Annotated in this window: 20 protein-coding genes and 1 pseudogene; 11 read left to right on the top strand and 10 right to left on the bottom strand. The window is 60.8% G+C overall.

What is annotated here, in order from left to right; translation table 11 throughout:
- Positions 1–149 precede the first annotated feature (149 nt).
- The 6 genes from AC1D1Z_RS22760 to AC1D1Z_RS22735 are packed head-to-tail and all read right to left on the bottom strand — an operon-like array spanning position 150 to position 6,225.
- Positions 150–821 (bottom strand): flavin reductase family protein, encoded by a 672-nt coding sequence (locus AC1D1Z_RS22760; protein ID WP_018245631.1) that lies wholly within the window; start codon positions 819–821, stop codon positions 150–152.
- Between the two features lies 1 nt (position 822).
- Entirely contained in the window at positions 823–2,247 is a 1,425-nt protein-coding gene (locus tag AC1D1Z_RS22755) for a M24 family metallopeptidase (RefSeq protein WP_018245630.1), read from the bottom strand.
- A 45-nt stretch (positions 2,248–2,292) separates the two neighbouring features.
- A complete protein-coding gene (locus AC1D1Z_RS22750; RefSeq protein WP_477851699.1) occupies positions 2,293–3,114 on the bottom strand; it encodes an ABC transporter permease in 822 nt (273 codons plus the stop codon).
- Positions 3,107–3,934, bottom strand: coding sequence for an ABC transporter permease (locus tag AC1D1Z_RS22745; RefSeq protein ID WP_032981320.1), 828 nt, complete (start codon positions 3,932–3,934; stop codon positions 3,107–3,109). The genes AC1D1Z_RS22750 and AC1D1Z_RS22745 overlap by 8 nt, the downstream gene beginning before the upstream one ends.
- 9 nt (positions 3,935–3,943) lie before the next feature.
- Positions 3,944–4,993, bottom strand: a complete 1,050-nt coding sequence (locus tag AC1D1Z_RS22740) for an ABC transporter substrate-binding protein (RefSeq protein WP_477851698.1) — start codon at positions 4,991–4,993, stop codon at positions 3,944–3,946.
- Positions 4,990–6,225: an ABC transporter ATP-binding protein gene (locus AC1D1Z_RS22735; RefSeq protein WP_026188696.1), complete on the bottom strand. Its 1,236-nt coding sequence runs from the start codon at positions 6,223–6,225 to the stop codon at positions 4,990–4,992. The genes AC1D1Z_RS22740 and AC1D1Z_RS22735 overlap by 4 nt, the downstream gene beginning before the upstream one ends.
- Before the next feature lie 505 nt (positions 6,226–6,730).
- On the opposite strand from AC1D1Z_RS22735, the gene AC1D1Z_RS22730 reads away from it, so the two are divergent.
- The 4 genes from AC1D1Z_RS22730 to AC1D1Z_RS22715 all read left to right on the top strand — a co-directional run bounded on the left by AC1D1Z_RS22730 (position 6,731) and on the right by AC1D1Z_RS22715 (position 10,686).
- Entirely contained in the window at positions 6,731–7,663 is a 933-nt protein-coding gene (locus AC1D1Z_RS22730) for an ABC transporter substrate-binding protein (protein WP_018245625.1), read from the top strand.
- Positions 7,664–7,668: 5 nt separating this feature from the next.
- Complete coding sequence (locus tag AC1D1Z_RS22725; RefSeq protein WP_018245624.1) at positions 7,669–8,505, top strand: amino acid ABC transporter permease; 837 nt, start codon at positions 7,669–7,671, stop codon at positions 8,503–8,505.
- Positions 8,506–8,634: 129 nt separating this feature from the next.
- Positions 8,635–9,765 (top strand): sugar phosphate isomerase/epimerase family protein, encoded by a 1,131-nt coding sequence (locus tag AC1D1Z_RS22720; RefSeq protein WP_018245623.1) that lies wholly within the window; start codon positions 8,635–8,637, stop codon positions 9,763–9,765.
- 174 nt (positions 9,766–9,939) lie between these two features.
- Complete coding sequence (locus tag AC1D1Z_RS22715) at positions 9,940–10,686, top strand: GntR family transcriptional regulator (protein ID WP_026188695.1); 747 nt, start codon at positions 9,940–9,942, stop codon at positions 10,684–10,686.
- A 181-nt stretch (positions 10,687–10,867) separates the two neighbouring features.
- On the opposite strand, the gene AC1D1Z_RS22710 is transcribed toward AC1D1Z_RS22715, so the two are convergent.
- Positions 10,868–11,827 carry an HD-GYP domain-containing protein gene (locus AC1D1Z_RS22710; protein ID WP_306465262.1) on the bottom strand — a complete coding sequence of 320 codons (960 nt, stop codon included), beginning with the start codon at positions 11,825–11,827 and terminating at the stop codon, positions 10,868–10,870.
- A gap of 86 nt (positions 11,828–11,913) precedes the next feature.
- Positions 11,914–13,728 (bottom strand): putative bifunctional diguanylate cyclase/phosphodiesterase, encoded by a 1,815-nt coding sequence (locus tag AC1D1Z_RS22705; protein WP_018245620.1) that lies wholly within the window; start codon positions 13,726–13,728, stop codon positions 11,914–11,916.
- A gap of 369 nt (positions 13,729–14,097) precedes the next feature.
- Between AC1D1Z_RS22705 and AC1D1Z_RS22700 the strand changes: the two genes are divergently transcribed.
- The 7 genes from AC1D1Z_RS22700 to AC1D1Z_RS22670 all read left to right on the top strand — a co-directional run bounded on the left by AC1D1Z_RS22700 (position 14,098) and on the right by AC1D1Z_RS22670 (position 22,392).
- Positions 14,098–15,633 (top strand): sensor histidine kinase, encoded by a 1,536-nt coding sequence (locus AC1D1Z_RS22700; protein WP_018245619.1) that lies wholly within the window; start codon positions 14,098–14,100, stop codon positions 15,631–15,633.
- 290 nt (positions 15,634–15,923) lie between these two features.
- On the top strand, positions 15,924–16,934 hold the full coding sequence (locus AC1D1Z_RS22695) for a LacI family DNA-binding transcriptional regulator (RefSeq protein WP_018245618.1): 1,011 nt from the start codon (positions 15,924–15,926) through the stop codon (positions 16,932–16,934).
- A 42-nt stretch (positions 16,935–16,976) separates the two neighbouring features.
- Positions 16,977–18,251, top strand: coding sequence for an ABC transporter substrate-binding protein (locus tag AC1D1Z_RS22690; protein ID WP_032983656.1), 1,275 nt, complete (start codon positions 16,977–16,979; stop codon positions 18,249–18,251).
- Between the two features lie 72 nt (positions 18,252–18,323).
- Positions 18,324–19,175, top strand: a complete 852-nt coding sequence (locus AC1D1Z_RS22685) for a carbohydrate ABC transporter permease (protein WP_018245616.1) — start codon at positions 18,324–18,326, stop codon at positions 19,173–19,175.
- Complete coding sequence (locus tag AC1D1Z_RS22680) at positions 19,172–20,029, top strand: carbohydrate ABC transporter permease (RefSeq protein ID WP_018245615.1); 858 nt, start codon at positions 19,172–19,174, stop codon at positions 20,027–20,029. The genes AC1D1Z_RS22685 and AC1D1Z_RS22680 overlap by 4 nt, the downstream gene beginning before the upstream one ends.
- A 13-nt stretch (positions 20,030–20,042) precedes the next feature.
- Entirely contained in the window at positions 20,043–21,101 is a 1,059-nt protein-coding gene (locus tag AC1D1Z_RS22675) for an ABC transporter ATP-binding protein (RefSeq protein ID WP_018245614.1), read from the top strand.
- A gap of 19 nt (positions 21,102–21,120) precedes the next feature.
- Positions 21,121–22,392: an MGH1-like glycoside hydrolase domain-containing protein gene (locus tag AC1D1Z_RS22670; RefSeq protein ID WP_477851697.1), complete on the top strand. Its 1,272-nt coding sequence runs from the start codon at positions 21,121–21,123 to the stop codon at positions 22,390–22,392.
- A gap of 13 nt (positions 22,393–22,405) precedes the next feature.
- Here the strand turns inward: AC1D1Z_RS22670 and AC1D1Z_RS22665 are convergent, their stop codons facing one another.
- Together AC1D1Z_RS22665 and AC1D1Z_RS22660 are read right to left on the bottom strand one after the other, a co-directional pair.
- Positions 22,406–25,033, bottom strand: a complete 2,628-nt coding sequence (locus AC1D1Z_RS22665; protein ID WP_477851696.1) for an AAA family ATPase — start codon at positions 25,031–25,033, stop codon at positions 22,406–22,408.
- Positions 25,030–25,599 (bottom strand): annotated as a pseudogene (locus AC1D1Z_RS22660) (metallophosphoesterase family protein); the annotation flags it as partial. The gene AC1D1Z_RS22665 and the pseudogene AC1D1Z_RS22660, both read right to left, overlap by 4 nt.

Raw genomic sequence — 25,599 nt, 5'->3', positions numbered from 1 at the left:
CTCCAAGAACACTCCGGCGCCTTGATGCGATATGAGCTGTCGCCCCCCCCCCAAATGCTCGCGGGATCGACAAGAAGGAGTTGATGCTCGATATGTCGGCGTGAGGATCGGACAAGGTCCGTGAAGAAAACCTCGGATTGGTGGCAAGCTCAAGCGGTGGCCGCATTCGAAACCTCTTGGCGCAAAGCCCACTCCTCCTTCGTCAGAGTCTTGATGTCGAACTGGTCGCGCGTCCTGGCATAGGTGTAGCCGCCCATCCTGCCGACGGCATCCATTCGCTGTTGGTCGATGTGCAGGTTCGCCGGATTGACCACATCGCTTCTGACATAGACGCCGAGCACTTCGCCAAGGATGATTTCGCGGGCGGGACCGACCTGCAGGGTCGTGTGGCGGCGGCATTCCAGCGCTGCGGGGGCTGCGAGGATGCGTGGGCTTCTGACCATCTGTCCCGGTACCGTTGTCAGTCCGGCTTCCGAGAGTTCATCGACTTCAGGCCCGAACTTGATGGCGCAGACCTCCATCCGCTCGACGAGCGCGTCGTCGCAGATGTGCACCGTGAATTCGCCGGTTTCGCGGATGTTGCGGGCTGTATCCTTGAAGCGCATGTCGCCATAATTCTCGACGCCGATCGCAACGATTGCCGGGTCGTGGGTGAGAACGTTGAAGAAGCTGAACGGGCCGGCATTCGGCAGGCCTTCCTTGCTCAGAGTGGTGACCAGCGCGATGGGGCGCGGGATGACCGTGCCGATGAGGATCTTGTAACGCTCGCGCTCGGTCAGCTTGGCGAAATCGAAATGCGTGTGTTGTTTATGATGGGTCATGTCAGGCCTCGGCAGCGACGCGGTGGGTTTCAAGCGGGGTATGGCGGCTGAGGTTCTCAAAACCGTCCTTGGTCACGACATACATGTCGCCGATATTGCAGCCGGCCGACAGCGGTTCCAGCCATTGGGTGTGGAGGACGAAGACCATGCCCTCCTCCATCCTGTCGTAGTTGTGCGAGGAGATGTTGAAGCTGTTCTGGCCGCCGGCCATGCCGACCGAATGGCCGAGGTTCGGATTGTGCGGTCCGTGCGTTGCCGGATAGACATGCATGAGCTTGCGGCCCTGCGCCTCCCAGTCGATGTCCTTCACATACTGATTGGGGATCAGGCGTGCTCCGCCGTCTTCCATCGGCGACCAGTTATAGGGCATGGTGCGTGCCTCGGGTGACATGAGCATGCCGCGCTCGATCATCGGTTCGAAGGCGGCATTGTTGACGTCGCGCATCAATGCGCCGGGTTTGACGAGCCTTTCGGCCCGCTTGACGCCTTCGGTGCAGGCGGCAAGCACATCCTCCTGATGGCTGGTGATGTCGCCGATCGCGATCATGCGGGCGGTCTGGGCCGTATAGCCGCGATAGGTGACGTTGGAGATGTAGAGGTTGATGAGGTCGCCCGGGCGGACGATGTGGCCATAGGGCTTGCCGCAATGCGTGCCGAATTCGTTGATACCGATCTGGTAGCCGTCGCCAGTCTCGCCGCCGAGTGCCATCTGCGCATAGGTGAAGGCGGCCAGGATTTCATGGTCGGTCACGCCGGGCCTTGCCACATGATAGGCAGCCTGCGTGCCGATGCTGATCAGCTGGGCGGCGGCGCGGAAGATCTCGATCTCGCGCGGCGAGCGGACCTTCTGCATGCGGTCGAGAATGGCGTTGTCGGCAACGAACTTGTTCTTCGGCATCAGTTCGTCGAGCGCAGACCAGAGGGTCAGCGAAGTGCGGTCGCCGATCCTGCCGATCTGGGCCTTGGCGAGACCGAGATCGGCGAGAACCTTTGCGCATTTCTCGGCGGTCTTGACGACGGAATCCCCGGGGCGGTCGGCATACTCGCGGCCGATCGGGCCGATCTGCCAGATTTCGTCGACGAGTACGGGCTCGCCGCCCGGCGGCAGCAGGACGGATTGCGTGAAGAAGGACAGAAGCACCATCGCCTTGTCGGCGTCGGTCGGGATGATCAGCACGCCTTCGCGCATCCAGTCGCAGATATAGCGCAGATAGGCGTTCGAAGCGTGGAACCAGCCGACGCTGCCGGCATGGACGATCAGCGCGTCATGACCGGCTTCGACCGCCTGACGGCGAATTCGGCGAAGGCGGTCCTCGAACTCTTCGACAGGAAGCGGCAGCGGAGCAGAGAAATCGAAATCCGGCTGGAAATCGGCCAGCAGCGATCCCATCCGATAGGCGCCAGCGTTTGTCGGGCGCATGTTCATGAGTTTGTTCCTTCCAAGTTCAGGCATAGGTCAATGACGGATTGTTCAGGCCTGCCGCGGCGGCGCGAGAACGCGCCGCGCAACCAGCAGTCCCACCAGCGTCACGGCGATCAGAATTCCCGAGATTGCCGCGACGCGCACATCAAGCGATTCCTCGATCAGCGCGAACATGCGCAGCGGCAAGACGGTCGTTCGGGCGTCGGCGAGGAAAAGCGATACCGACACATTATCGAGCGACTGGATGAAGACGAGGAATGCGCCGGCCAGAATGCCGGGCATCAGCAGCGGCAAGGTCACACGCCGCAGCGTCATGAACCAGCTCGCGCCCATGGTGGTCGATGCCTCAGCAAGCGAGGGATTGAGTCCTTGGGCGACGACGGAGGCGGCTCGGTACATCAACGGTCCGAAGACGACCACATGGCCTGATACGGTCAGYCAGAGCGACGGCTTGAAGCCGATGAAATTGGCGACGATCAAGGCGGCAAGGCCGTAGACGAGGCTCGGCAGAACGAGCGGGGCGAGCAGCAGCGGCTCGATGGTGCCGGCGGTGCTGCGCTTCATGCGCGTCATGCCGATGGTTGCCGGAACCGCAAAGATCAGCGATCCGAGGACGGCAAGGCCGGCGATCTTCAGCGAGTTCCAGGCGGCGATATGTTCGGTGGCCGAGCGCACGGGATCGAGCAGCGCCGCGTACCACCTGAGCGAGAAGCCCTGCGGCGGGTATTTCAATGTCTGCCCCGAGGTAAACGACATCGTCAGCGCTATCACGATGGGTGCCACGAGATAGATGACGCAGAGCCCGCCGCAACCGTAGACGAATGCCTTGTAGAGCATGACGGGCATGGGATTTTCGCGACGATCACGCATAACCGACCAACCTCCTGTGACGGGACATCATGGTAAGGGCGACCAGCAGGCAACCGGTGGACAGCAGGAGAACGACGGCGATGGCCGAGGCCAGCGGCCAGTCGAATAGCGTGCCGACTTCGCGGTAGATCAGCTGCGGAACATAGACGTTGCGCGCACCGCCGATGACGGCCTGGGTGACGAAGGAGCTGCTGGTGCTGGCAAAGACGAGGATCCAGCCTGCCAGCAGGCCCGGCAGCATCAGCGGCAGAAGCACGGTGACAAGGATGCGCCAAGGACCGGCGCCGGAAACCTGGGCGGCTTCCGTCAGTTGGACGGGCGTGCGTGACAGGATCGCGATCAGCGGCAGGATGATCAGTGGCAGGTCGATCTGGCACATGGCCATGACCAGGCCGAGTTCGGTAAACAGCAGGCTCGTCGGCATGCCCACGAGGCCGAGCCCAACCAGCGCTTCGCTGATCGGCCCCTGGCGCCCGAGGATGACGATCCAGGCGAAGGTGCGCACGACATTGCTGGTCAGCATCGGAATGAGCGTCAGGAAAATCAGCACCTGCCGCAGGTTTCGGCCGCCATGCCAGTAGAGAAGCGCGATCGGCACGCCGAGCAAGGTCGTGCCGATGACGGTTTCAAGGCCGAGCCTTGCGGTATTGACGAGGACGCGGAAATTGAACGCGTCCCCGAAGAAGCGGGCATAATGTTCGAGGGTTGCTCCGCCGGAGCCGGCGAAGCTGAAACCGACGAGGACGGCGAGCGGCGTTGCGAAGAACGCCACGGAAAGCAACAGCATCGGTAGGACGTATGGGAAGCCGCTCGCCTTCATCACATCACCTCAACCGGCAACGAGGGCGTCGAACTGGCGAATCCAGTCGTCGCGGTTCTTGTTGATCGCGACCCAGTCTGGATAGACCATGGTCTTGATCTGGTCGCGGGTGACATAGGCTTCGATGCCAGGTGTCAGCGCCACATCCTTGTTGGTCGGGAACATCTCGGTCGGCGGTTCCTTGAGCTGATCCTGGGCAGCCTTGGAGATGGCGGCATCGATATAGGCATAGGCCGCATCGACGTTCGCGGAGCCGTTAGTCAGGTGGATGTTGACCGGGGCTGCCGGCGAGCCCGTTTCCGGATGAACAAACTCGGCGTTGAGGCCGAGGCTCTTCAGATGCGCGACGTTGCCGGTCGAGCACATGAAGACGGCGATTTCGCCCTGCTGGAACAGCGTCATCTGGTGATTGGTGCTGTCGACGACGCCCTTCAGATGCTCCGGATGGTCCTTGAACAGCTTGAAGACGGCATCCATGTCGTTGGGACCAGAACCGAAGATCTTGGCGATTTCGGTATAGGCCATCACTGCGGTGTTCGAGGCAAAGCCCGTCCACGAGACCTTGCCACTATAGGCCGGGTTCTCGAAGAGATCACGATAGCCCTTCGGCTTCGGAACGAGATCGGGATTGTAGGCGATGCCGTTGWCTTCGATGGTCACGGTTGGGCCGTATTCGCCCTGGAAGGACGGATCGAGCATTCCCCAGTTCTYGAGCTTGCTCGAATCGATCTTCTGGATCAGGTTCTTCTCGATGGCGACCGCCATYTGGCCCGGCGACATCAGCAGCGTGTCATAGGGCGGGTTGCCGGGGCTCGCCATGATCTTAGCGAGCTGGTCCTGCGCGAGTGCCGGAGCAACCGTGAGGTCATAACCTGCATCCTTGACCATCGGGGTCAGGACGGTGCGATAAGCGTCCTCCCAGCTCCCTGGAAAAGTGGCAGCGACAGCGCCGCCGCCTGCAGCGCGGACTGCAAGCGGAAGCATGGCAGATGCGGCGACACTGGCCGCCAGCAAACCGAACCCGCGACGGGTAATCTGAAAGTCCTTCATAACGTTCACCTCTGTTGATCTGTTTCTTCACTCATGATTTCCGGTTCGGCCGGAAAGGCGTGACATCTTGCGGTGTCGATCTCTGCAAATAGCTGTGTTCCCGGTTCGGGAATGAATGTGGTGGGTCCTCTGACCTCGGACGCGCGCAGGCCCGTGCCGTCTTCTAGAACAAGGTCATGGACGAGAGAGGGGCCGAGCGGCACGGAAACCGTCATACGAACGGGCAAGGTGCTCTTGCTCGGCTGCGTCGACAGGCGCGCCTCTTCCGGACGGAAGGTGATCGTGACCTTCGAGCCGAGAGTGAAGCTCAGCCGGCGCGGCAGGAGCAGGGTCCGGTCATTGGCAAGGCCAATCAGGGTGCTGTCGGCATCGAGCCGCAGCACCGTTCCGCTGAGCAGGTTGGCCTGGCCGATGAAGGTGTTGACGAAGAGCGTCTTCGGGCGATCGTAGACCGCCATCGGCGTGTCGATCTGCTCGACATTGCCCTGGTTCATCAGCACCAGGCGATTTGCGAGGCTCTGAGCCTCCTCCTGGTCATGCGTGACGATCAGCGTCGTGATGCCGAGCGTCTTCTGCAGGTGCAGCAGCTCCACCTGCAGATCGAAACGCAGGGCGCGGTCGAGCGCGCCAAAGGGTTCGTCGAGCAGAAGAAGGGACGGGCGTCCGGCGATGGCGCGGGCGACGGCCACGCGCTGCTGCTGACCGCCGGAGAGTTCCCGCGGCAGGCGGTTTCCATAATCCTTGAGCCTGACGAGAGACAGCATCTCCTCGACGCGCTCCTTGCGCTCGGCGCGGGGAAGCTTCTGGCAGGCGAGCGGATAGGCTATGTTTTCTGCGACCGTCAGATGCGGAAACAACGCATAGTTCTGGAAAACCATGCCGACGCCGCGCGAGCGGGCCGATACATTGGCGAGGTCTTGATCCCCGAGCACAATCCTGCCGGTCTTCGGCTGTATCAGCCCGGCGATGGCACGCAGCACGGTCGACTTGCCGCAGCCGCTCGGCCCGAGCAGGGCAACGATCTCGCCGGCCTCGATATCGAAGGCCACGTCGCTGATGGCATTCTGGCCACCATAGCTGTGGGTGAGGCCCTGAACGCTGAGCCGTTTGCGTTCAGCCGTATTCGGTATGCCTGGCATAGGGCCTCCCTGGTTCTGGGGCGGGGTCACGGACTGCTGCGCTGTCTCCGGCACAAGACGGAGGTGCGGTCGGGCGAGGAATTTTGCGTCGAGCTTGTTCATGAAAAGCGAATTGCAAGCGGCATGCCAGTTTTGCAGTTCGCGCTTGATGATAGAAGCAAACATATGAAAAATAATAGATATTTATGATTTATAAAGTTTCGAAAGTTTATAATAAGAGATATTAAATTGAGAATGCGAATTTATGTTTTGTATAAATTTTCGCCAGCATCGTATATTAAATGAGCATCAGATAGCCGCAGTCACGGCCTCTGAGCAGGCGACCATGTGTCGAAAATCATGAGATTTGGCATCTGAGGAGGCGTTTTTTTGGTCTTGTGGGCGGATGAGTCGGTCAAAAGTGATACGACAGGGCCAGGAAGCATAAAAATTGTGCATTCTATGTTCGAAACTTTATGCGAATAATACTGCGAAACTGTGTCCGAAATATCGTCATCGACAAAAAGTGTATATATATCAAATGATTATTGATACAGTACTGCAAGTGGCACGTCGATTGCATGGATGATCCCGAGAATTCACCGATACAAAAATGGAAGGGGATCGCATGATGCGCATTCAGAAAATCTTGAAGGCCGGAGTTGCCGGAGCGATGGTCACCTTGATCGCAGCCTCTGCCCATGCCGCCGAGAGTGCCGCCGAGAAGATGACGGCCGATGCCGATGTCGCCAAGCTCCCCGGTGTCGTCCTCACGCAGAAGCTCGCCGACGGGCTGCCGCCCTCCGTCAAGTCATCGGGCGTCCTGAAGGTCGCGACCGACCTGACGCCGCCGATCAGCTTTCACGGCGAAGACGGCAAGCTGATCGGCATCGATGCCGATATCGCTGCCGCACTCGGCGTCATCCTGGGTGTCGATGTGCAGATGACCGATGTCGGCGCGGGTGCTGCAATCGTGCCCTCCATATTGGCAAAGCGCTTCGACATCTCGATCTCGGGGATCAACGACGACCCGGAACTCGAAAAGCAGGTCGACGTGATCGACTACATGTATGACGCCACCACGATCATGACCGGCAAGGACAATCCGCTCGGGATCAACGGCTTGGACGATTTGTGCGGCAAGAAGGTCGCCGTTCCTGTCGGTACCTTCCAGGCGAAGATGGTCGAGGCGACATCGGCCAAGTGCGCGACGCCGGTCAACATCATGTCGATCCCGAAAATGCCGGATGTGCTGCAGGCCGTGCGCACTGGGAGGGCTGACGCCACGGTCAATGGCTACGCCACCAGCGTCTACACGACCGAACACCAGACCGGAAACGGCAAGGGCCTGCAGGCGCTGCCGGATATCCGCCTTGCCGTCGGTTATCTCGGCATGCTGACCGCCAAGGACAACCCGCAACTGCGCGACAGCGTCGTTGCCGCCTTGCAGCAGATGGTGGACTCCGGCGCCTACGAGACCATCATGAAGAAGTGGAGCCTCGGACCGCTGGCCGTGAAGACCGTCAAGGTTAACGATGCCGCCAACATGCCTGCGGATTGACGCCGATGGCCCTGTTTCAAGCGTCACCAATTTCGCTTACCCTTGCGCCATCGGTCGGAAGACCGATGCGTTGGGGCCAGATCGCAACCGGTGCCATCGCGATTTCAGCGCTGGCCTTCTTCGCGCTCGTCGTCGGGCAGAGCCAGAGTATCCAGTGGTCGGAGATCCCTCGCTATCTCGTGGATCCTTCGATCCTGCGCGGCGTGCTGTTGACGCTTGAACTGACGGCAGGCGCCATGGTGTTCGGCATCGTGCTCGGATGCCTGCTGGCACTGATGGCGACGAGTCAGAACCTGGTCCTGAAGGCGATCGCCGCCGGCTTCGTCTGGTGGTTTCGCGGCGTCCCGCTCATTGTCCAGATCTTCTTCTGGTTCAACATCGCCCTCTTCATCCCGCAGGTCGGGATGGGAAGCTTCACCATTTCGATCAACGATCTGGTGACGCCGGCCCTGGCTGGCTTTCTCGCACTCGGGCTGCATGAAGCCGCCAACATGTCGGAGATCATACGCGGTGGCCTGGTCGCGGTCGATCGCGGCCAGCGGGATGCGGCATCCGCGCTGGGATTGAAGCCGGTGCAGACATTGCGGGCCGTTATCCTGCCGCAGGCAGCCCGGCTCATCGTACCGCCAACCGGCAATCAGGCGATCGGCATGCTAAAGGCGAGCGCCATCGTCTCCGTTATCGGGATGCAGGATCTGCTGACCCAGGCACAGGCGATCTACGCCCGGAACTTCCTGGTGATCGAACTGCTGTTCGTAGCCTCGATCTGGTACCTCGCAATCACCAGCATCGCATCGATCGGCCAGCATTTCCTCGAACAAAGCCTCGTTCCGAAGGGCTGAAGCTCGGCGGAGAGGCCCCGTGTCAGGAGGCGCGGCCGGTAGCGTCGGCTGCCTTTAATTTCACCGAACGCCCAACACCAAAGATCGCCATGGAAGCGATCCGATCAGGAAACAGTAAAGGAGCTTGAAATGAAATTGGGTATCGACGGGCTGAAGCTGCCCGAAGCGAAGAAGCGTGGCCCGCTGGCAAGTCTCGACCATGTCAAGGAATTGGGTCTGGCGGGCATCTTCTTTAGCACTGTCCTCGACATGAGCCCGGATCTCGATGGCGGTTTGCTGCGGGAGATCCGCGCCAAGGCCGACGAGCTCGGCCTTTATCTCGAAAGCGGCATCGGCAAGATCAATCCCTATTGCAGCGCCGAAGCGCCGGAACTGCGAGCAATCGGCGATGGCGACATCATCGCTGGCTTTACACGGATGATCGAGGCGAGTGCAGCAATCGACTGCCGTGAGCTCTGGGTTTCACCTGGTAACTTCAAGTCGGTTTATCGCGGGCGGCTGGCCAATGACCGCTTCCGCACGGATATCAGCTGGGAAGACCAACTTATCGCCATCGAAAAGGTGCTGCAGAAGATAGCCCCCGTTGCCCGCGCAAACGGCACGCATATCAACATTGAAACCCATGACGAGATCACCTCCTTCGAGATCCTGAGGCTGATCGAGGCGGTCGGCTCCGACTGCGTCGGCGTCGTCTTCGATACGGCAAACGGACTGCAGCGAGCCGAGCATCCGGTGTTTGCCGCCAAGCGTCTGTCGCCCTATGTGCGCCAGACCCATATCAAGGATGCCTATGTCGGTCGCGCCCCCGGCGGTCTCGATTTTCAGACCCGGCCCTGCGGCGGCGGCATAGTTGATTTCGCCGCGATCCTTCCCATTCTTGCGGACGCTAACCCCACGCTGAACCTGTCGCTGGAAGTCGCCCAGTCTGTCGCCGACAAGCCTCGCAAGGCTAATCCGCGGCAGTGCATCGAGATCGAGGATCCGGTCTGGCGAGCTGGCCACCCGGACCTGACGGCGGATGAGCTTGCGGCCTACATGGCGATGGTGGATGCCTATGAAAAGCGGGTCGCCTCCGGAGCGGTTCTCGACTGGGAAGCTTATGAGAGCCGCTGCTACGGCTACCCGACCTATCAGACGCAATCCTACGGCTTCAATGAGGCGATTGTTTTCATCAAGCAGTCGGCCCGCCACATCGAGGCTATTTGCGCCGAAACGGGTATTGCCTTGTCCCCGCCGGCAAAAGAACAAAAGGCAGCCTAGCCTTTGAAGACAGCGCGCGGGCGGAAATTTTCGTCGGCGCCCTCACAGGGGATTTCTATCAAAATCCAGTGGTTGCGCAGAAACATTCTTATAGAAATAATTACAACGAATGGATATTCGGTGCACGAGTAACTGGACACGCAAAACATACCGAGGCTTGAAGTGGTGAAGGCAATAAGGAAGACGCGCCGCCAAAACGTAAAGACGCCGCCCGCGTCCAATGGGGCGGCCGATAGCGCCGACAACAACGACGACGTCTCCGAGCGCATTCGCGCCACGCTGGCGGCAGCTATCGGTGAAGGCGCCTTAAAGCCGGGCACGAAAATCCTGGAGGAGGCGATCGCGGAGCATTTTGGCGTTAGCCGCACGGTCGTACGCGGCGCGCTCGGTGTTCTCGAAAGTGATCACCTCCTGGAGCGAAAGAGAAACCGCGGCACTTTTGTTGCCGAACCCAGCATTGCCCAGGCCAATAACCTGTTCGAAGCCCGCCGAAAACTTGAAGGACTTCTGCTGGAACTCGTTATTGCACGGGCAACGGCCGAACAACTCGATGCCCTGCAAAAACTGACCGACGAAGAAGAGCACATCCATCACCATGGTGATGAGAAGTCCAAGACGGTTCTGTCTGGGAAATTTCATATCGTACTCGCCGAAACCGCCGGAAATCCTGTCTTGACGGAGATGCTCTCGAAGATCGTCGCTCGCCTGTCCCTCGTCATGTCCTTGTACGAAGAAGAGCGTAAGGACGACTGCGGCGCAGACCACCACCGAATGATCGTGGCGGCGCTGAAGGCCAAGGACCTGGCGAAGGCTCAGCAACTAATGGACCATCACCTGGCCGATATCGAGGGCCGCGTGCGGCTCACCGAAGGACACGGTGATCGGCATACGTTCTTGGCTGTGCTGGAGAACTTCTCGTAGTTTCGAACGTCGCCTCCCGAATAAGATATGGCCATCAATGTTCGCCTTGATGATATTCGAACCGACGGGGTGGAGATCGCTCCTGTGCCCTTGGCCTCTGCTGCCGAAGTGACCGCCGATCCGGAGCGGAGTTGCAATTGACGTTTGGCCGGTGCGACGCGCCGTCCGGCAACTGACGGCTCTAGTGGAGCGTGCCGCTGATCACCATTTTTGATACGAATGCGGAAAGAAGCTGGCTGTCGAAATGGCCCGGCGAATTCATCATCATGTTGATTGCCTCCGCTTGCGAGAAGGCGCGCTTATACGGCCTGATTGTGGTCAACGCTTCGTAAACGTCACAAATCGCCGCAAGCCGGGCTACGTAAGGGATCTTCTTTCCGGCGAGCCGACCAGGATAGCCAGAGCCATCGAACTTTTCGTGGTGGTAGCGACAAATGTCCAGCACCTGCTTGGGAACATGCGCGACATGAGAGACCAGCTCATATCCTCGCTGAGGATGCCCGCGCACAAGATCCATTTCCTCGGCCGTCAGTTTACCGGGTTTCGTCAAAATTTCGTCCGGCAGCGCCATTTTTCCAAGATCGTGAACCAGTCCACCGAGTCCCAGGACCCGTACCTCCTCTTCTCCATGACCGAGGCTGCGCCCCAGGGTGATCATCAGCGCGCTAACCGCCAGCGAGTGGAGGAACGTCAGCTCATCTTTTTCCTTCAGCTTCGCGACCGCGATCAGCGCACCGGCATTGTCGAAGGCTGCCGACATGATCCGCTCCACAGCCGAGCTTGCCGCATCGCTGGCAAAGGAGGCTTTGATCCTGGCGTGGGCAAGCATTTGGCGGATCTGCGGTCTCGTATCCTCTACGCAGTCCCTCGCCTGCTTGATATCCTTCGCCGAAAACACGGCACGAAGCTGGGCGTCAAACGCAGCCCGGTCGATGTCCTGTGTCGCACCCGGGTCGACATCCGCGCCTTTTCCGACGTCGATCACGACCGTCATCAGGCGGCTTGCCATCAAACTCTCGACCTGACCGGCCGCCGAGATCAGGAACGGCTTGAACCGGCGTGTCCTGTCTTCCCCCTCAATCTCGACGTCCTCGACATACATTCCGACCCGCAATTGGCTGACATGTATCCGTTTTCGCATCTCTGATCCGTTCAAAATGATCTTGGTACTCATGTGTTGTCTCAGGTATCGGGCCTTGCCCGAGCGCGAAACCTCGCCCAGGGAGGCTATCGGGCTCCGGCACGGGTCTTGTCTTTGTTGGGCCATTGTCCATGCTGCTCTAAAATGGCTGCGGCAGCCGTTCGATCGACTGCTTTCGAAAAGAGGTAGCCCTGTCCGAGCTTGCAGCCGAGCTGGCACAACTGAGCAGCTTGGGATTCTGTCTCAATCCCCTCTGCGACAACCCGGATTCCCAGCTTGTCAGCTATTCCGATCAGGCCTTCAACGATGAAAGTTCCTGCGTCGCCGGGCACCATGCGATCGATGAAGGACTTGTCGATCTTGATGATGTCGACCGGCACCGTCAGCAGATGGGTCAAAGACGCGTAGCCCGTGCCAAAGTCGTCGAGGGCAACCCGTAAGCCCTTGGACCGAAGAGCCTTTATCTCCTCCGCCACAACATAGTCCCGTTGTCCGAGGTAAACCGATTCCGTTACTTCGAGGATGATGTGCTTAAGAGGAACCTCCGCTTCCCCGAAAATGCGGCACAGCCTGTCTTGCAGATTACCTCCACGAAAATCTGCGGCAGACAGGTTGATGCCGACATGTTGAAGAGGAAGGCCTCGGGCGAGCCAGCTCCGGATGTCCCTTGCAACCCTCAGTAACATCCGTTGTGTCAGCTCAGCAGCAATATGGGCGTCTTTCGTGGCCTCATGGAAATGCGCTGCGGCTATGATTTCGCCGGAAGGCGTGGTCATTCGACACAAGGCTTCGAAACCGACAATTTCGCGAGTATCCAGGCGCAATATCGGCTGGTAATGCGCGTCGATCCGATCCTCTTCCAGGGCGACGCCCACATCGCGAACCGCCCTGAAGCGTCGGGTCAGGGCGGTGCCCAGGCCGGGATAGTGTTGCACGTACCGGCCGCGATTGTGTTCTTTCGCATGATAGAGCGCCACATCGGCGTTCTGGCGGATCTGGTTAGGGTTTGGTTCCATCTCAGCCAGCGCACCGCCAATCGTCGCGGCGGGAAAGACGACATGACCGTCGCAGGTTGACGGAGAGGACAGTGCTTTCAAAATGTCGGTTGCCCTGACATTCAGATCAAGGTCCTTGTCGTCCGACACAATGACAGCAAACTCATCTCCACCGAGCCTAAACGTGTTTTTGGGGCCTGCTGTCGCGGCGATCCGGTCTGCAACCACTTGAATCAATGCGTCGCCGGCTGCGTGCCCGAACGTGTCGTTCACGAGTTTCAAGTTGTCGATGTCCACCAGCAAGATGCCCCAGGCGCGCCGGGATCGAGGCAGCTCTTCGGCTAGAAGCTGGTTGAAACGAGCGCGATTCGACAGCCCTGTTAAAGCGTCGCTGTATGTCAGCCGCTGACGTTCCATTACACGTTCTTCGCGATCGATGGCGATTATGCAGAGATGGACACAGGCGTCGACGAGGTCCCGTTCGATGGCCTTCGGACCGCGGTGGTCTCGATAGTAGAAGGCGAAACTACCAATCACCTGCTCGCCACGCTTGATCGGGCTGGACCAGCAAGCCTTCAATCCCAGTGGAAGGACCAGGGACTTGAAGTCCTGCCAACGAGGATCAGTCTCGATATCGGTGACAATGACCGCTTCACCGAAATAGGCAGCAGCGCCACAGGAGCCCGCAAGAGGACTGGCCTCAAGATTGTCGACAGCCGCTGAATAGTGAGGCGGTAGGGAAGGTCCAGCGAGTGTGTGAAGACGGCTCCCGTCGAACGTCAGCACCGAAGCGATGATCCCAGGAACGGCGGCCTCAACCTCGAGGCAAAGTTGCTCCATCGTTGCTGCCAGCGGTTCCCCTTTGGCAATCATTTCCAGAATGGCATTCTGCAACTCAAGGATCATGACGTCACTTCCCGGAAGGAGACCCTCCCTAGCAAACCGACTTTCAGATCAGGTTACGCGGTTGATTAGATTTTGATCGAATAGACGCCGATGATCAGTTAAGAACCCCGTCGTGCCGAGCCTCGCGTGCGAAAGGTTTTATCCATCATTCGGATCTCCTTCTCGAACGGAGTGGGATTGACCGAATGTCGCGGTCATTCTCTAAAGGTGACTGTGAACATACAATCCTCAGTCGTACTTTTGAGGACGCCGAGTAGTGAGCACTGCATAATTTTCGAGAGTCAGAAATCAGCTTATCGGATATGGTTCGGAATGCGTTGCAATGTCCCCGTCTGGCCGTCGCCGCACTATGGAAATTGGCCCAAAAAGATGATCGGTGGCGATAAATACGTTGGCTCCGTAGGCAAAGCATCGCTCGCGATCATCGCGCTGATGTTCCTGTCATTCACCACCCTCCTGTCGATCTGGCTCATATCCAGTTACGAGACAGCTGTTCGCCGGGGCGATGAGCGTGTCAGCGCCGCTTCCAAAATCGTTGCAGCGAACGCGAATTGGTTGAATTCCCTTGCTCGGGAGACCCTGCACCGAATTGATGATGCTCTGGGGCCGAGTACATCTTTGCCCGGCCCCGATCGGGTGCGCGATCTCGACGCTGCCGTCTATGACCTTCCTCCTCAGGCGACCGCCTATGTCATCGGGGCAGATGGAAAAACGCTCTTTTCGAACGATCGCGATATCAAGCCGATCAACGTTACGGACCGCGACTACTTCGTTCGGTTGAGAAACGGCGCTGACGAATATACATCCCCGCTGATCATCAGCCGCCTTTCCCAGCGGCAGATATTCGTCTTCAGCCGCAGGCTCGAACGCAATGGCGTATTCGCTGGCGCCGCCGTGATTGCCTTCGACGCGAGCATCCTAAGGCCAATATGGGACGCGGTCGCGATAGGCGAGAACTCGATTGTCGGCCTCATCAGGCGCGACGGGCAACTTATCGCCCGATACCCGGAACCCGCCGGACCAGTCGATATGCGAAACCACAAGCTGTTTACCGACTATATGAGGAAGGCGACATCAGGCACATATCGCTCCGTGTCGCCAGTCGACAATGAAGATCGCCTGGTCGCATACCGAATCCTCGAACGCACCCCTTTTGTGGCCATTGCTTCGGCAGATATCAACGTAATCATGCAGCCCTTTTGGGAGGATGCCAAAATCGCGGCTTTATTGGTCGCTTTCGCCCTCGTCGGGGCTTTGGCAGCTGCATTGTGGATTCAGAACCTCATCAAGGTGGACACATTGCACACCAGGCAGCTTGCGGATGCGTTGCGATCGAATGAAACGCTCATGCGCGAGATACACCATCGAGTGAAGAACAACCTGCAGACGGTGATGGCCCTGCTGCGCTTGCAGGGTTTTGAACCGGAAGCCGTTCAAAAATTAAACGAGCGCATCTCTGCGATGTCCGCAGTTCACGAGCAGATGTACGGCTTCGACCAGTTTAGCGGAATATCTGCTCGGGAATTCATTCCATCATTCGTTAGGACGCTCGTAGACGTCCATGGTCGCGCCGTTTCCGTTGACTTTGAAATCGACGACATCGTGATTGCGGCCGACAAGGCAACGCCGTTTGCCCTCCTGCTCAACGAGTTGATTGCCAACAGCATGAAATACGCCTTCGACGGCCGGGCATCCGGAAATATTCGCGTCATGCTGCACGCGACTGAAGGAGAGGAATCCCAACTGACCGTCGCCGACGACGGGATTGGATTCGATGGCCGATCGGACAGCGCCGGGATGGGGACGCGGCTGATTAAAGCCTTCGTAAATCAACTGCATGGCGAGGCGAGATACAATCGCCTGGAAGGAACGCAGTTTACGGCAACCCTCAAGCTTACCGATTGAGCGAGAGCTAATTCGAAGCCACCTCCCTGCCCAAAGCAAGACTTCGGTTATCCCCGCCGCATCGGGAGCGGGACGCGGAGCTACTTTGCGAACTTCCCGAGCGTATCCAGATACACAAGATAGTGGTCCCGCCTAGGCTGCGCTGAAAAGACCCGCCCCTTCGCATATCTCTATGACGTCTCTGCTCGTCTTGAAAGATCATGCGTGCGACATCTGCACGAATCCAAAACGTTTTGGCTTGACTCCCAAAACGTTTTGGAGAATCTTTTTCWCACTTCGGGAGGACGATCTTGGCCAATCTCAAACAGCTTGCGCAATCGCTGGGACTGTCGATCACCACGGTGTCGCGTGCGCTCGACGGTTACGCCGATGTGTCGGCCGCCACGCGAGAACGGGTGCGCGAGGCTGCCGACAAGGTTGGCTACCGGCCGAATGCTTCGGCCCGTCGCCTCCGCAGGCAGCGCGCCGAGCTGGTTGCCGTCACGCTGCCAAGCGATCCTGGCCATATYGGCCCTCCGCATTTCCTCGATATGTTGTCCGGCTGTGCCGAACATCTTGCCGCTGCCGGCCTCAATCTGGTGATTGCACCGGTGCCGCGCTGCGAGAGCGAACTCGACATCTGCCGCCGCTTCGTCGATGGCCGCCGCGTCGACGCCATGCTTCTCGTCCGCACCAAACGGAAGGACGAGCGCGTCGAATTTCTGCAGTCGCGTGGCATTCCCTTCGTCACCAACGGCCGCACCGAAAGCCTGCTGCCCCATCCCTATATCGACGGCGACGGCTTTGCTGGCTTCCGAGCCGCGACGCTGCGCTTCCATGCCGCCGGCCACCGCCGTATCGGCCATATCGCCGGCCCGCAGGAATATTATTTCGCGCATGACCGCTGCCGTGGCTGGCGGGCGGCGATGGAGGAATGCGGCCTTGCGACCGACCTCTGCGCCGAAGGTGCGCCGTTGGAACAGGGCGGCTACCTCGCGGCGCTGGAACTTCTGCGCCAACCATCGCGTCCGACCGCACTCGTCTGTGCCACCGACGAAATGGCGATCGGGGCGCTGAGGGCGCTGCGCGAGGTCGATGGCGGCAACCAGATCAGCATTGTCGGCCATGACGATCTGCCGATGGGCGCCTTCACCAGCCCCCCGCTCTCGACCATGCGCATGACCGGCGAAAACCTCGGCGCGAGCTTCGCCTCGCTGCTGTTGCGCGCCATTGCCGGAGAGCCCGCCGAAGAACTCCAGGAACTTCACGCGATCGAATTCGTCGATCGCGACAGCCATCGCCGTCCCGCCAAGGCGGCATAGACAGAAGTGCATCTCAAACAAAGAACAATGAAGGAGGAGAAGATGAAACATATCATGTCATTTGGAATTCTGGCTTCCACCGTGCTGGCCTTCGCCTCGCCGGTGCTTGCCCAGACGGTTTTCGTGTCCACCCAGCTTCGCCCGATCGAAGAGGCGACCGTCGTCCGCGAGGAGCTGTTGAAGGATGTCGGCTCGGTTGATTACGTGGTCGAGGAGCCGCCGCAATTTGCTGTCCGCATGGAGGCCGAACGTCAGGCCGGCAAGCGCACCGTCAGCCTCGTCGGTGCGCTACATGGCGAGCTCTCGCCGCTTGCCGACAAGGACACGCTCGAGCCACTCGACGATCTCGCCAAGAAGCTGGCAGCGAGCGGCATGCCGCAGTCGCTGCTCGACCTCGGCAAGCTCGGCAAGCCGACCCAGCAGTATATCCCCTGGATGCAGGCGACCTATGTGATGGCTGCCAAAAAGGAAGCGCTGCAATACCTGCCTGATGGCGCCGACGTGAACGCGCTGAACTACGATCAGTTGATCGAGTGGGGCAAGAATATGCAGGAGGCGACGGGCCAGCCGCAGATCGGTTTCCCGGCCGGCCCGAAAGGGCTGATGGCGCGTTATTTCCAGGGCTATTTCTATCCGTCCTTCACGGGGGGTGTCGTGCGCACCTTCCAGAGTGCCGATGCGGCTGCTGGCTGGGAGAAGCTGAAGGCGTTGTGGGCCTATGTGACACCGAATTCGACCAGCTACGACTTCATGCAGGAGCCGCTCGCTGCCGGCGAAGTCATGGTCGCCTGGGATCATATCGCCCGGCTGAAGAATGCCATTTCTGCCGCACCGGATGATTATGTGGTCTTCCCCGCTCCCGCCGGTCCCAAGGGCCGCGGCTACATGCCAGTCGTTGCTGGTCTCGCCATTCCGAAGGGCGCGCCTGACAAGGCCGGCGCAGAAAAGATCATCGAGCATCTGTCTATGCCGGACACGCAGCTCCTGACCGCCTCCAAGGTCGGCTTCTTCCCGACCCTGAACGTCAAGCTGCCGCCGGATCTCGACGCGGGCGTTGCCCTTCTCGCCGGTGCGGTCACCGCCACCCAGGCTTCCAAGGACGCCGTCATCTCGCTGCTCCCGGTCGGCCTCGGCGACAAGGGCGGCGAGTTTAACAAGGTCTACATGGACAGTTTCCAGCGCATCGTGCTGCAGAACGAGCCCGTTGCAGACGTGCTGAAGACCCAGGGTGCCACGATGGCCAAGCTGATGACCGACACGAAAGCTGCCTGCTGGGCGCCCGATGCCAAGAGCGACGGCCCCTGCCCGGTCGAATAAATCCGCCCGAGACGCGTCCGGGCGAAATGCCCGGGCGCTCCTTCACCACTCTGCTCGTCAAGGCGGGAGTCGATGACCAATAGCCGACCCTGGATCCCCTATCTGCTGATCCTGCCATCCGTCGCCTTTCTGGCGCTGCTCTTCGTCGTGCCGCTGGTGCAGACGATCTGGCTGGCGGTTTCGGATAATGGTGTGCTGTCGCTTGATAATGCCGAGCGGATGGTCACCGACATCAATTTCACCCGCTCGGTGAAGAACACCTTCCTGCTGACGATCGCTGTCGTGCCGGTGCAGATCGCCATTGCGCTTGCTATGGGCACCATGGTCGCCAAGGTCGGCCGCGGGCGCGAGACGATCCTGTGGATCTGGACGATCCCGCTCGGCATTTCCGATCTCGCCGCCGGTCTCGTCTGGCTGTCGATCCTGCAAAATACCGGCTATCTGAATTCGCTGCTCTTCGGCCTCGGCATCATCGGCAGGCAAGCGAGCTGGCTTTCCTACCAGACGCCGGTCGCGCTCTTCATTGCAATTGCGGTTGCCGAAATCTGGCGCGGCACGGCCATCGTGATGGTCATCATCGTCGCCGGTCTCAACCAGGTGCCGAAGGAATTCAAAGAAGCCGCCGAGATCTTCGGTGCTGGCCCGTGGACGCGCTTCTGGCGCATCACCCTGCCGCTGATCCGCCCGGCTCTACAATCGGCGCTGATCCTGCGCACCGTGCTCGCCTTCGAAGTCTTCGCGGTGGTCTATGCGCTCGGCGGACGCAATTTCCCGGTCCTCGTCGGCGAGGCCTACAACTGGCAGAACCAGAACCAGAACTACAGCGTCGCTGCCGCCTATGCGGTGCTGATCATGATCATCTCGCTTGCCGCCACGCTCATCTATCTGAAGGCCTTGAAAGTCGATCCGGAGCGCCTGCCATGACCACGGACACCATCAGCACGGCCGCAGACACACCCAAAGCGGCCGGCTTCGTCTCTTCACGCCGTTGGCTTCTCTGGAGCGGCATCGCAGCGCTTTGCGCCTGGGTGCTGGTGCCGATCTATCTGGTGGCACTCGGCGCACTTGGCGGTCGCCAAGGCGTCTATATCTGGCCGAAGACCGGTCTTCCCACTGGCATATCGCTGGAGCCCTTCATTCTCTTCCTAAAGACCGAAGGCGTCGTCCAGTCCTTCCTCAATTCGCTGGGGGCAGCCGGCATTACGGTGGCGCTTTCGATCCTGCTCGGCGCGCCGGCCGGTTATGCGCTCGCCCGCTATGATTTCCGCGGCAAGGACAGCTACCGCCTCCTGGTGCTGCTGACCCGCGCCTTCCCGCTGGCAATCCTGGCATTGCCGCTGACGGTCTCCTTCATCCGGCTCGGCCTCTATGACACGATCGTCGGCGTCGGTCTCATCCATACCGTCCTGGCGCTGCCTTTCGCGGCACTCGTTACGCAGGGCATTTTCCTCGGCGTGCCCAAGGAGTTGGAGGAAGCCGCCTGGGTGTTCGGCTGCACCCGCATCCAGGCCTTCTTCAAGGTGGTGGCACCCTTGGCGCTGCCCGGCATCGTCGCAACCGCGGTCTTTGCCTTCGTCATCTCGTGGAACGAGGTCTTTGCCGCCTCGGTGCTGACGGTGCGCAACCGCACGCTGACCGCCTACCTGCTGACCGTGCTGTCGGAAAGCCCGATGCATTACCGTTTTGCCGGGGGCCTGATGCTCATCCTTCCCTCGGTTGTCTTCATCTTCGCGGTCAGACGTTACCTCTTCGCGATCTGGGGCATTTCCTCCAAATAACGGGACCAGAGATATGGCCAATATTGTCATCGACCGCATCCGCAAGAGCTTCGGAGCCTTCCAGGCGCTGAAAGAGGTCTCGCTGACGATCAACGACGGCGAATTCGTCTCGCTGCTCGGTCCGTCCGGCTGCGGCAAGACCACGCTGCTGCGCATCATCGCCGGCCTCGAGACCGCAACGTCGGGAGATGTCCGCATCGGCGACAAGTCGGTGATCGGCTTGCCTCCCAAGGATCGCGGCCTTGCGATGGTCTTCCAGAACTACGCCGTCTTTCCGCACATGACGGTCTATGAGAACGTCGCTTTCGGGCTGCGGATGCAGAAGGCCGACGACGCCAGGGTGAAGGCGCAGGTCGAGAAGGCCGCCGGCCTCCTGCACATCGAGCAATATCTCGACCGCTACCCGAACAAGCTTTCTGGCGGCCAGCGCCAGCGCGTCGCGGTCGCTCGTGCCCTTGCCGTCGAACCGAAGGTTCTCCTGATGGATGAGCCGCTTTCGAACCTCGACGCGTTGCTCCGCCTCGAAATGCGCACCGAACTCAAGACCGTGCTGCAATCGGCGGGGACCACGACGATCTACGTCACCCACGACCAGACCGAAGCCATGGGCCTTTCCGACCGCATCGCCGTCATGCATGGCGGCGTGGTCGAGCAGGTCGGCCATCCTGTCCAGATCTACAATCACCCGGCAACACGTTTCGTCGGCGGCTTCATCGGCAACCCGCCGATGAATTTCATCAAGGTGCCGGTGACGAACAGCCACGTGGCGGCAGGCGCCGAGCAGCTTGCCGCGCCGCAGGGGTCCGGCAATGAAGTGATCCTTGGCCTGCGCGGCGAAGCCGTCGAACTCGCACCGCTGCCGCAGGGTCTCGAAATGAGGGTACGCGTTGCTGAACCGATGGGCTCGCACCTGCTTCTAACCGGCTCGATCCACGACCAGCCGGTGCGCGTCATCCTGCCGGCCTCGGAAACCGTCAAGAGCGGCGACACGATCGGTCTGAAGCTCGACCAGAAGCGCATCACCTGGCTTTCACCCGAAAGCGGCAAGTCCTTTCCGGCCGTCTTGGCCTAAGAATACCGGAGCATCCGACATGAATATGCATATCGACCAGGCGAAGCGCATCCTCGCCGCCAACGATCGCGGCGGTTATACTGTGCCGACAGACCGGCTCTATCCCTTCCAGTGGAACTGGGATTCAGCCTTCGTCGCTATGGGCTTCGCGCTCTACGACATCGATCGCGCCTATCGCGAGCTGGAACGGCTGGTCGAGGGCCAGTGGGCGGACGGGATGATCCCGCATATCGTCTTCCACGCGCCAAGCGAAACCTATTTCCCGGGACCGAAAGTCTGGCGCACGACGCACATGATCCCGACCTCCGGCATAACCCAGCCGCCGGTCTTCGCGATCGCGCTGCGCAAKCTGCATGAAGCCGCCGCGGGCAACGATGCCGAGACGCGCACCCTGCCCCTCTACGAGGCGGCGCTGAGATGGCACCGCTGGTGGTATTCCGCCCGCGATCCCGATGGCACCGGGCTCGTTGCGCTCCTGCATCCCTGGGAAAGCGGCAGCGATAATTCTCCCGCCTGGGACATCGCGCTCGCTCGTGTACCCTCCACCACCGATACCCCCGTCGTGCGCAAGGATACCGGCCATGTCGATGCCGACATGCGCCCGCGCGACGAGGATTACCGCCGCTTCATTCATCTGGTCGATACCTATGCCGCCTGTGGCTGGGATCCAGCGAAACAATGGGAAAAGGCGTCCTTCAAGGTCTCCGAGATCCAGACGACCGCCATCCTGCTCAAGGCCGGCGAAGACCTCGAGCACCTTGCCCGCCTGTTCGACCGGACCGAGGACGCGATCGAGATCGCTGCCTTCAATAACCGCACTCGCAAGGCGATAATGGCCCAATGGCGGCCGGATCTTTCGCGCTTCGTCTCGAGAGACCTGATCTCCGGTGAAGATGTCGAAGCCGCAACGCAAGCCGGTTTCATCCCCCTCCTCTCGCTGGACCTCGACAAGCAGGTTGCCGGCGCCCTGGTTTCGGAAATGAAAGCCTGGTCCAAGGATCTCAAGGTCGCCTTTCCGACGACGAAGCCGGGCATCGCCAGCTGGGAGCCGAAGCGTTACTGGCGCGGCCCTGCCTGGGCGATCATCAACTGGCTTCTGATCGACGGACTGAATCGCAATGGCCACGCGGATGTCGCCGAAGAGCTGCGGCGATCCACCATCGCGGCGATCGAAACGGAAGGTTTTGCCGAATACTTCGACCCGGTCACCGGCCAAGGATGCGGCGGCCTCGGCTTTTCCTGGACGGCCGCCGCCTATCTGTGGCTTGAGCGAGGCGTCGGCGTCGCCTGAGCATCGATCCTCATCAATCCGGCTGCCATGGCTGCATGGTGAGCACATTGCCGCCCAGCTTGGCGAAGGCGCGCTGGCGGCAGGAGAAGACGAGGATCTGCTGGTCGCGGGACTGGCGGTGCAGCGCATCGAACATCCGCTCGATCCGGTCGTCGTCGGAATAAACAAGCGCATCGTCGAGGATGACAGGCGCCGGCCGGCCGTCGCGGGCAAGCAGCCTTGCGAATGCGAGGCGGGTCAGCACCGACAGCTGCTCCCGCATGCCGCCGCTCAGCCGGTCGACATCCTCGTCCAGGCCGTTGCGGCGCACGATCTGCGGCAGCAAGGTGTCGCCGTCGAACGTGATCGAGATGTCGTCGAACAGCAGGCCGAGCAGCGGGGCGAGTTCGTTCATAACAGGCTTGAGATAGAGGTCGCGCGCGGCCGCCCGCGTCGCCGTCAGCGCCTTGCGCAGGCGATCGAGCACGCCCACCTCCGTCTCGAAACGCTTCACCTGCTCGCGCGCCGCTGCCAGCAAATCCCGGCTTTCCAACCAGTTTTCTTCCACCGCACCGTCCGAGCGGGTGCGGATCTGACCGCCGAGATCGGCAAGCTCTTCGCGAAGCCTGGCAATTTCGCGGCCTGCGGCGTCGGCGACCGAGCGCGCCCTGGCAAGGGCGGCCTCTGCGCCTGCGAGGTCCCGCCCTGTCCTGCGCAAAGGCTCGGCCCGCAGTTCGACAGCATCGACCTGCTCTTTGGCCCTGGAAAGCTTGAGAGCAAGGTCCTGTTGCAATTCAGTTCGGYCGGCTTCGGGGCCGATGACCGCCTCGATGGCCTCGAGTTCCTGGCCAAGCCTGGTGTGCTCCGTCTGCGCGCGCAATATGGCCTCGCCGGCTTCCGTGCGCATCACTGACGCCTCCCGCGCCCGGTTCCGCGATAGTTCGATGCGCCGCGTCGCATCCGCGAGACGGGCGCGCACCTCTTCCGGGTCGGCCTCGAGTTCGACCGGATCCTGGCTGAGTTCGGCAAAGCGTGCGGCGTCGAGGTGAAGCTTGTCAATGCCATTCGGGGCGAGATCCGCGAGCCGCTGGCGCGCCCGCACGAGTTCCTCCTGCTTGTTCCGCGCGGCAATATCGCGCTGTCGCGCCGCTCGCAGACTGTCGACACCGAGCTTGGCAAGCAATGTTTGGCGCGTGGCTTCCGCAGTCTCCAGCGCCCCGTCCTGATCTGCCTGCCGGCTGGAGTGGATGGTCAGGGTGCCGACGCCTGTTATGTCGAGCTTCGCGATCCCGGCAAAGCTTCTGTCCTCACCCCCAATCAAGGGCTGGCGGTCCATGCTCACCGATCCGGAGGCATCCTTCAGGTAATCGACCCTGAGCGTGGGAAGACCGACCTCGGCGGCTGCACGCAAGCCGACGATCTTGAGATCCAGCGCTTCAAGCCGCTCGACCGCATCGGCTGGAATGGCGAGCAATGCATGCGCCGCCTCCCCGTCCTCGATCTGCTGGCGCGCCGCTTCCGCCTGTTCGAGACGCAGACGGACCTCGGCCAGTCGCTCTGCGGCGTGGCGTGAACGGAGCGCTGCCTCCAGCCGCGCAAGCAGTTGACGGTCTATCCGCTCCTCCTCTTCGGCCGCCTGCACCTCCGCCGTTGCCGCCTCGCTTTCGGCCAGCGATGCCGTGCGTCGCTTGGCTGCACTCGAGAGTTCTTTCTCCGCCAAGGCGAAACGCCGCGCGAGTTCGCCGCTGCGGTTCAATGCCGTGTGGAAGCGGTCGAATACCTGTTGCGCCTCATCGCGGCGGCTGGCGGCCAAGGTGGCCTCGGCATCGAGCGCTTTGAGTTCCCTGTCATGCAGTTTAGCGGCTTCGAGCACCACCTCGGCATTGGCAATCGCCGTCTTTCGGCCGGCTTCCTCATCAGGGTTTTCCAGTTCGCTCAGTCTCGCCTGCACTGAGCGGCGGCGGTCGAGTGCGCCGTGCAGCATCTCGACCTCCTTGGCCAGCCGGGCCTCCTCCTCCTGCAGCCGGTCACGCTCCTCGAGAGCGGCGGCAAAGCGGCCTCCTGCCTTCGGCCGGAGCGTCGCGGTGACCAGGCGATTGAGTTCGTCCTCGCAGGCTTCGAGCACCGCCGACATGCGCCGTCCGCCCGTCAGCGCCTCCACCTCGCCCTGTACCGAAGACAGCAGGCTTTCGCGCACCCGCTTGTCGTTCTCCTCCTCGCTCTTGCTGCGATTTTCGATGCCGGTGACGCCTTGACGCACCCAGAGCAGGCCTGCCGGGCCGGAGGTTCCGCCGGAAATGAGATCGCCGATGAACGCCTCGGCCTCGTCGGCCTGGGCGACGATCCGGCCGCTGCCGAGATCGGTGACGCTGGCACGCCGTCCGCTATGGAACTGCTTGGTCAGGCGGTAGCGGCCGGCTTCGATCGTGATATCGGCCTCGACGATCGGATTGCCGCCGCTATAGGGGCGCAGCATCTGCACGCTCTTTGGATTGCCGCTGTGCGGTTGGAAGAACAGGGCATGCAGCGCCTCGAAACAGGTTGATTTGCCGTGTTCATTGGCGGCGCTCAGCACATTGACGCCGTCGGTGATTCCTTCGACTGATATGCCGCGGCCGGCGAAACGTTTGACATTGTGGAGGCGAAGGGCGGTGAGTTTCATCGATCGATCGCCTCGCAATAGGAAAACAGGCGGATCAACGCTTGGCGCGCCACGTTCCTGTCGTCGCCGGAACGGGCCTCGTCGAGGCTTTCGGCAAGCAGCAAGTCCGCAGCATCGCGCAGCGCACCGGCTCGATCGATGGTCTCGAGATCATCGCTCTCGCAGTCGGTCCCCAGAAGGGCGGTATCGATCTCCAGATGCGCAAATTCCGGCGCGACCTGCTCCAGCAGGCTGATCATTGCTGTGCGCCCGTTCAACCGGGCACGGCCGGACAGCGCGATGCGCAACAGGGTTTGTCGGCGCGCGAACGGTTCCGGCAACGCGGCCTTCAGCACTTCAACACCGTCTTCCGATACCAGCAGAGGAAGGTGCAATGTCTGCCAGGAAAAACTGGCGGTCGTCACCGCCGCCGTCGTCGGCATCGCCCCCTGCCCGGCAATGGAAACGACCATCGCCTGCCCCGGCCTGTCATGCTTGAAACGGTCCGGCTCGGGCGCACCGCTATAATACGTCCTGGCGTCCACCGCCACCGATCCGTGCCAATCGCCGAGCGCCATATAATCGAG

The organism is Rhizobium sp. P1_E1 (assembly GCF_056406015.1).
The sequence above is the reverse complement of the archived record's forward strand: the minus strand, read 5'-3'. Positions and strand labels throughout refer to the sequence as shown.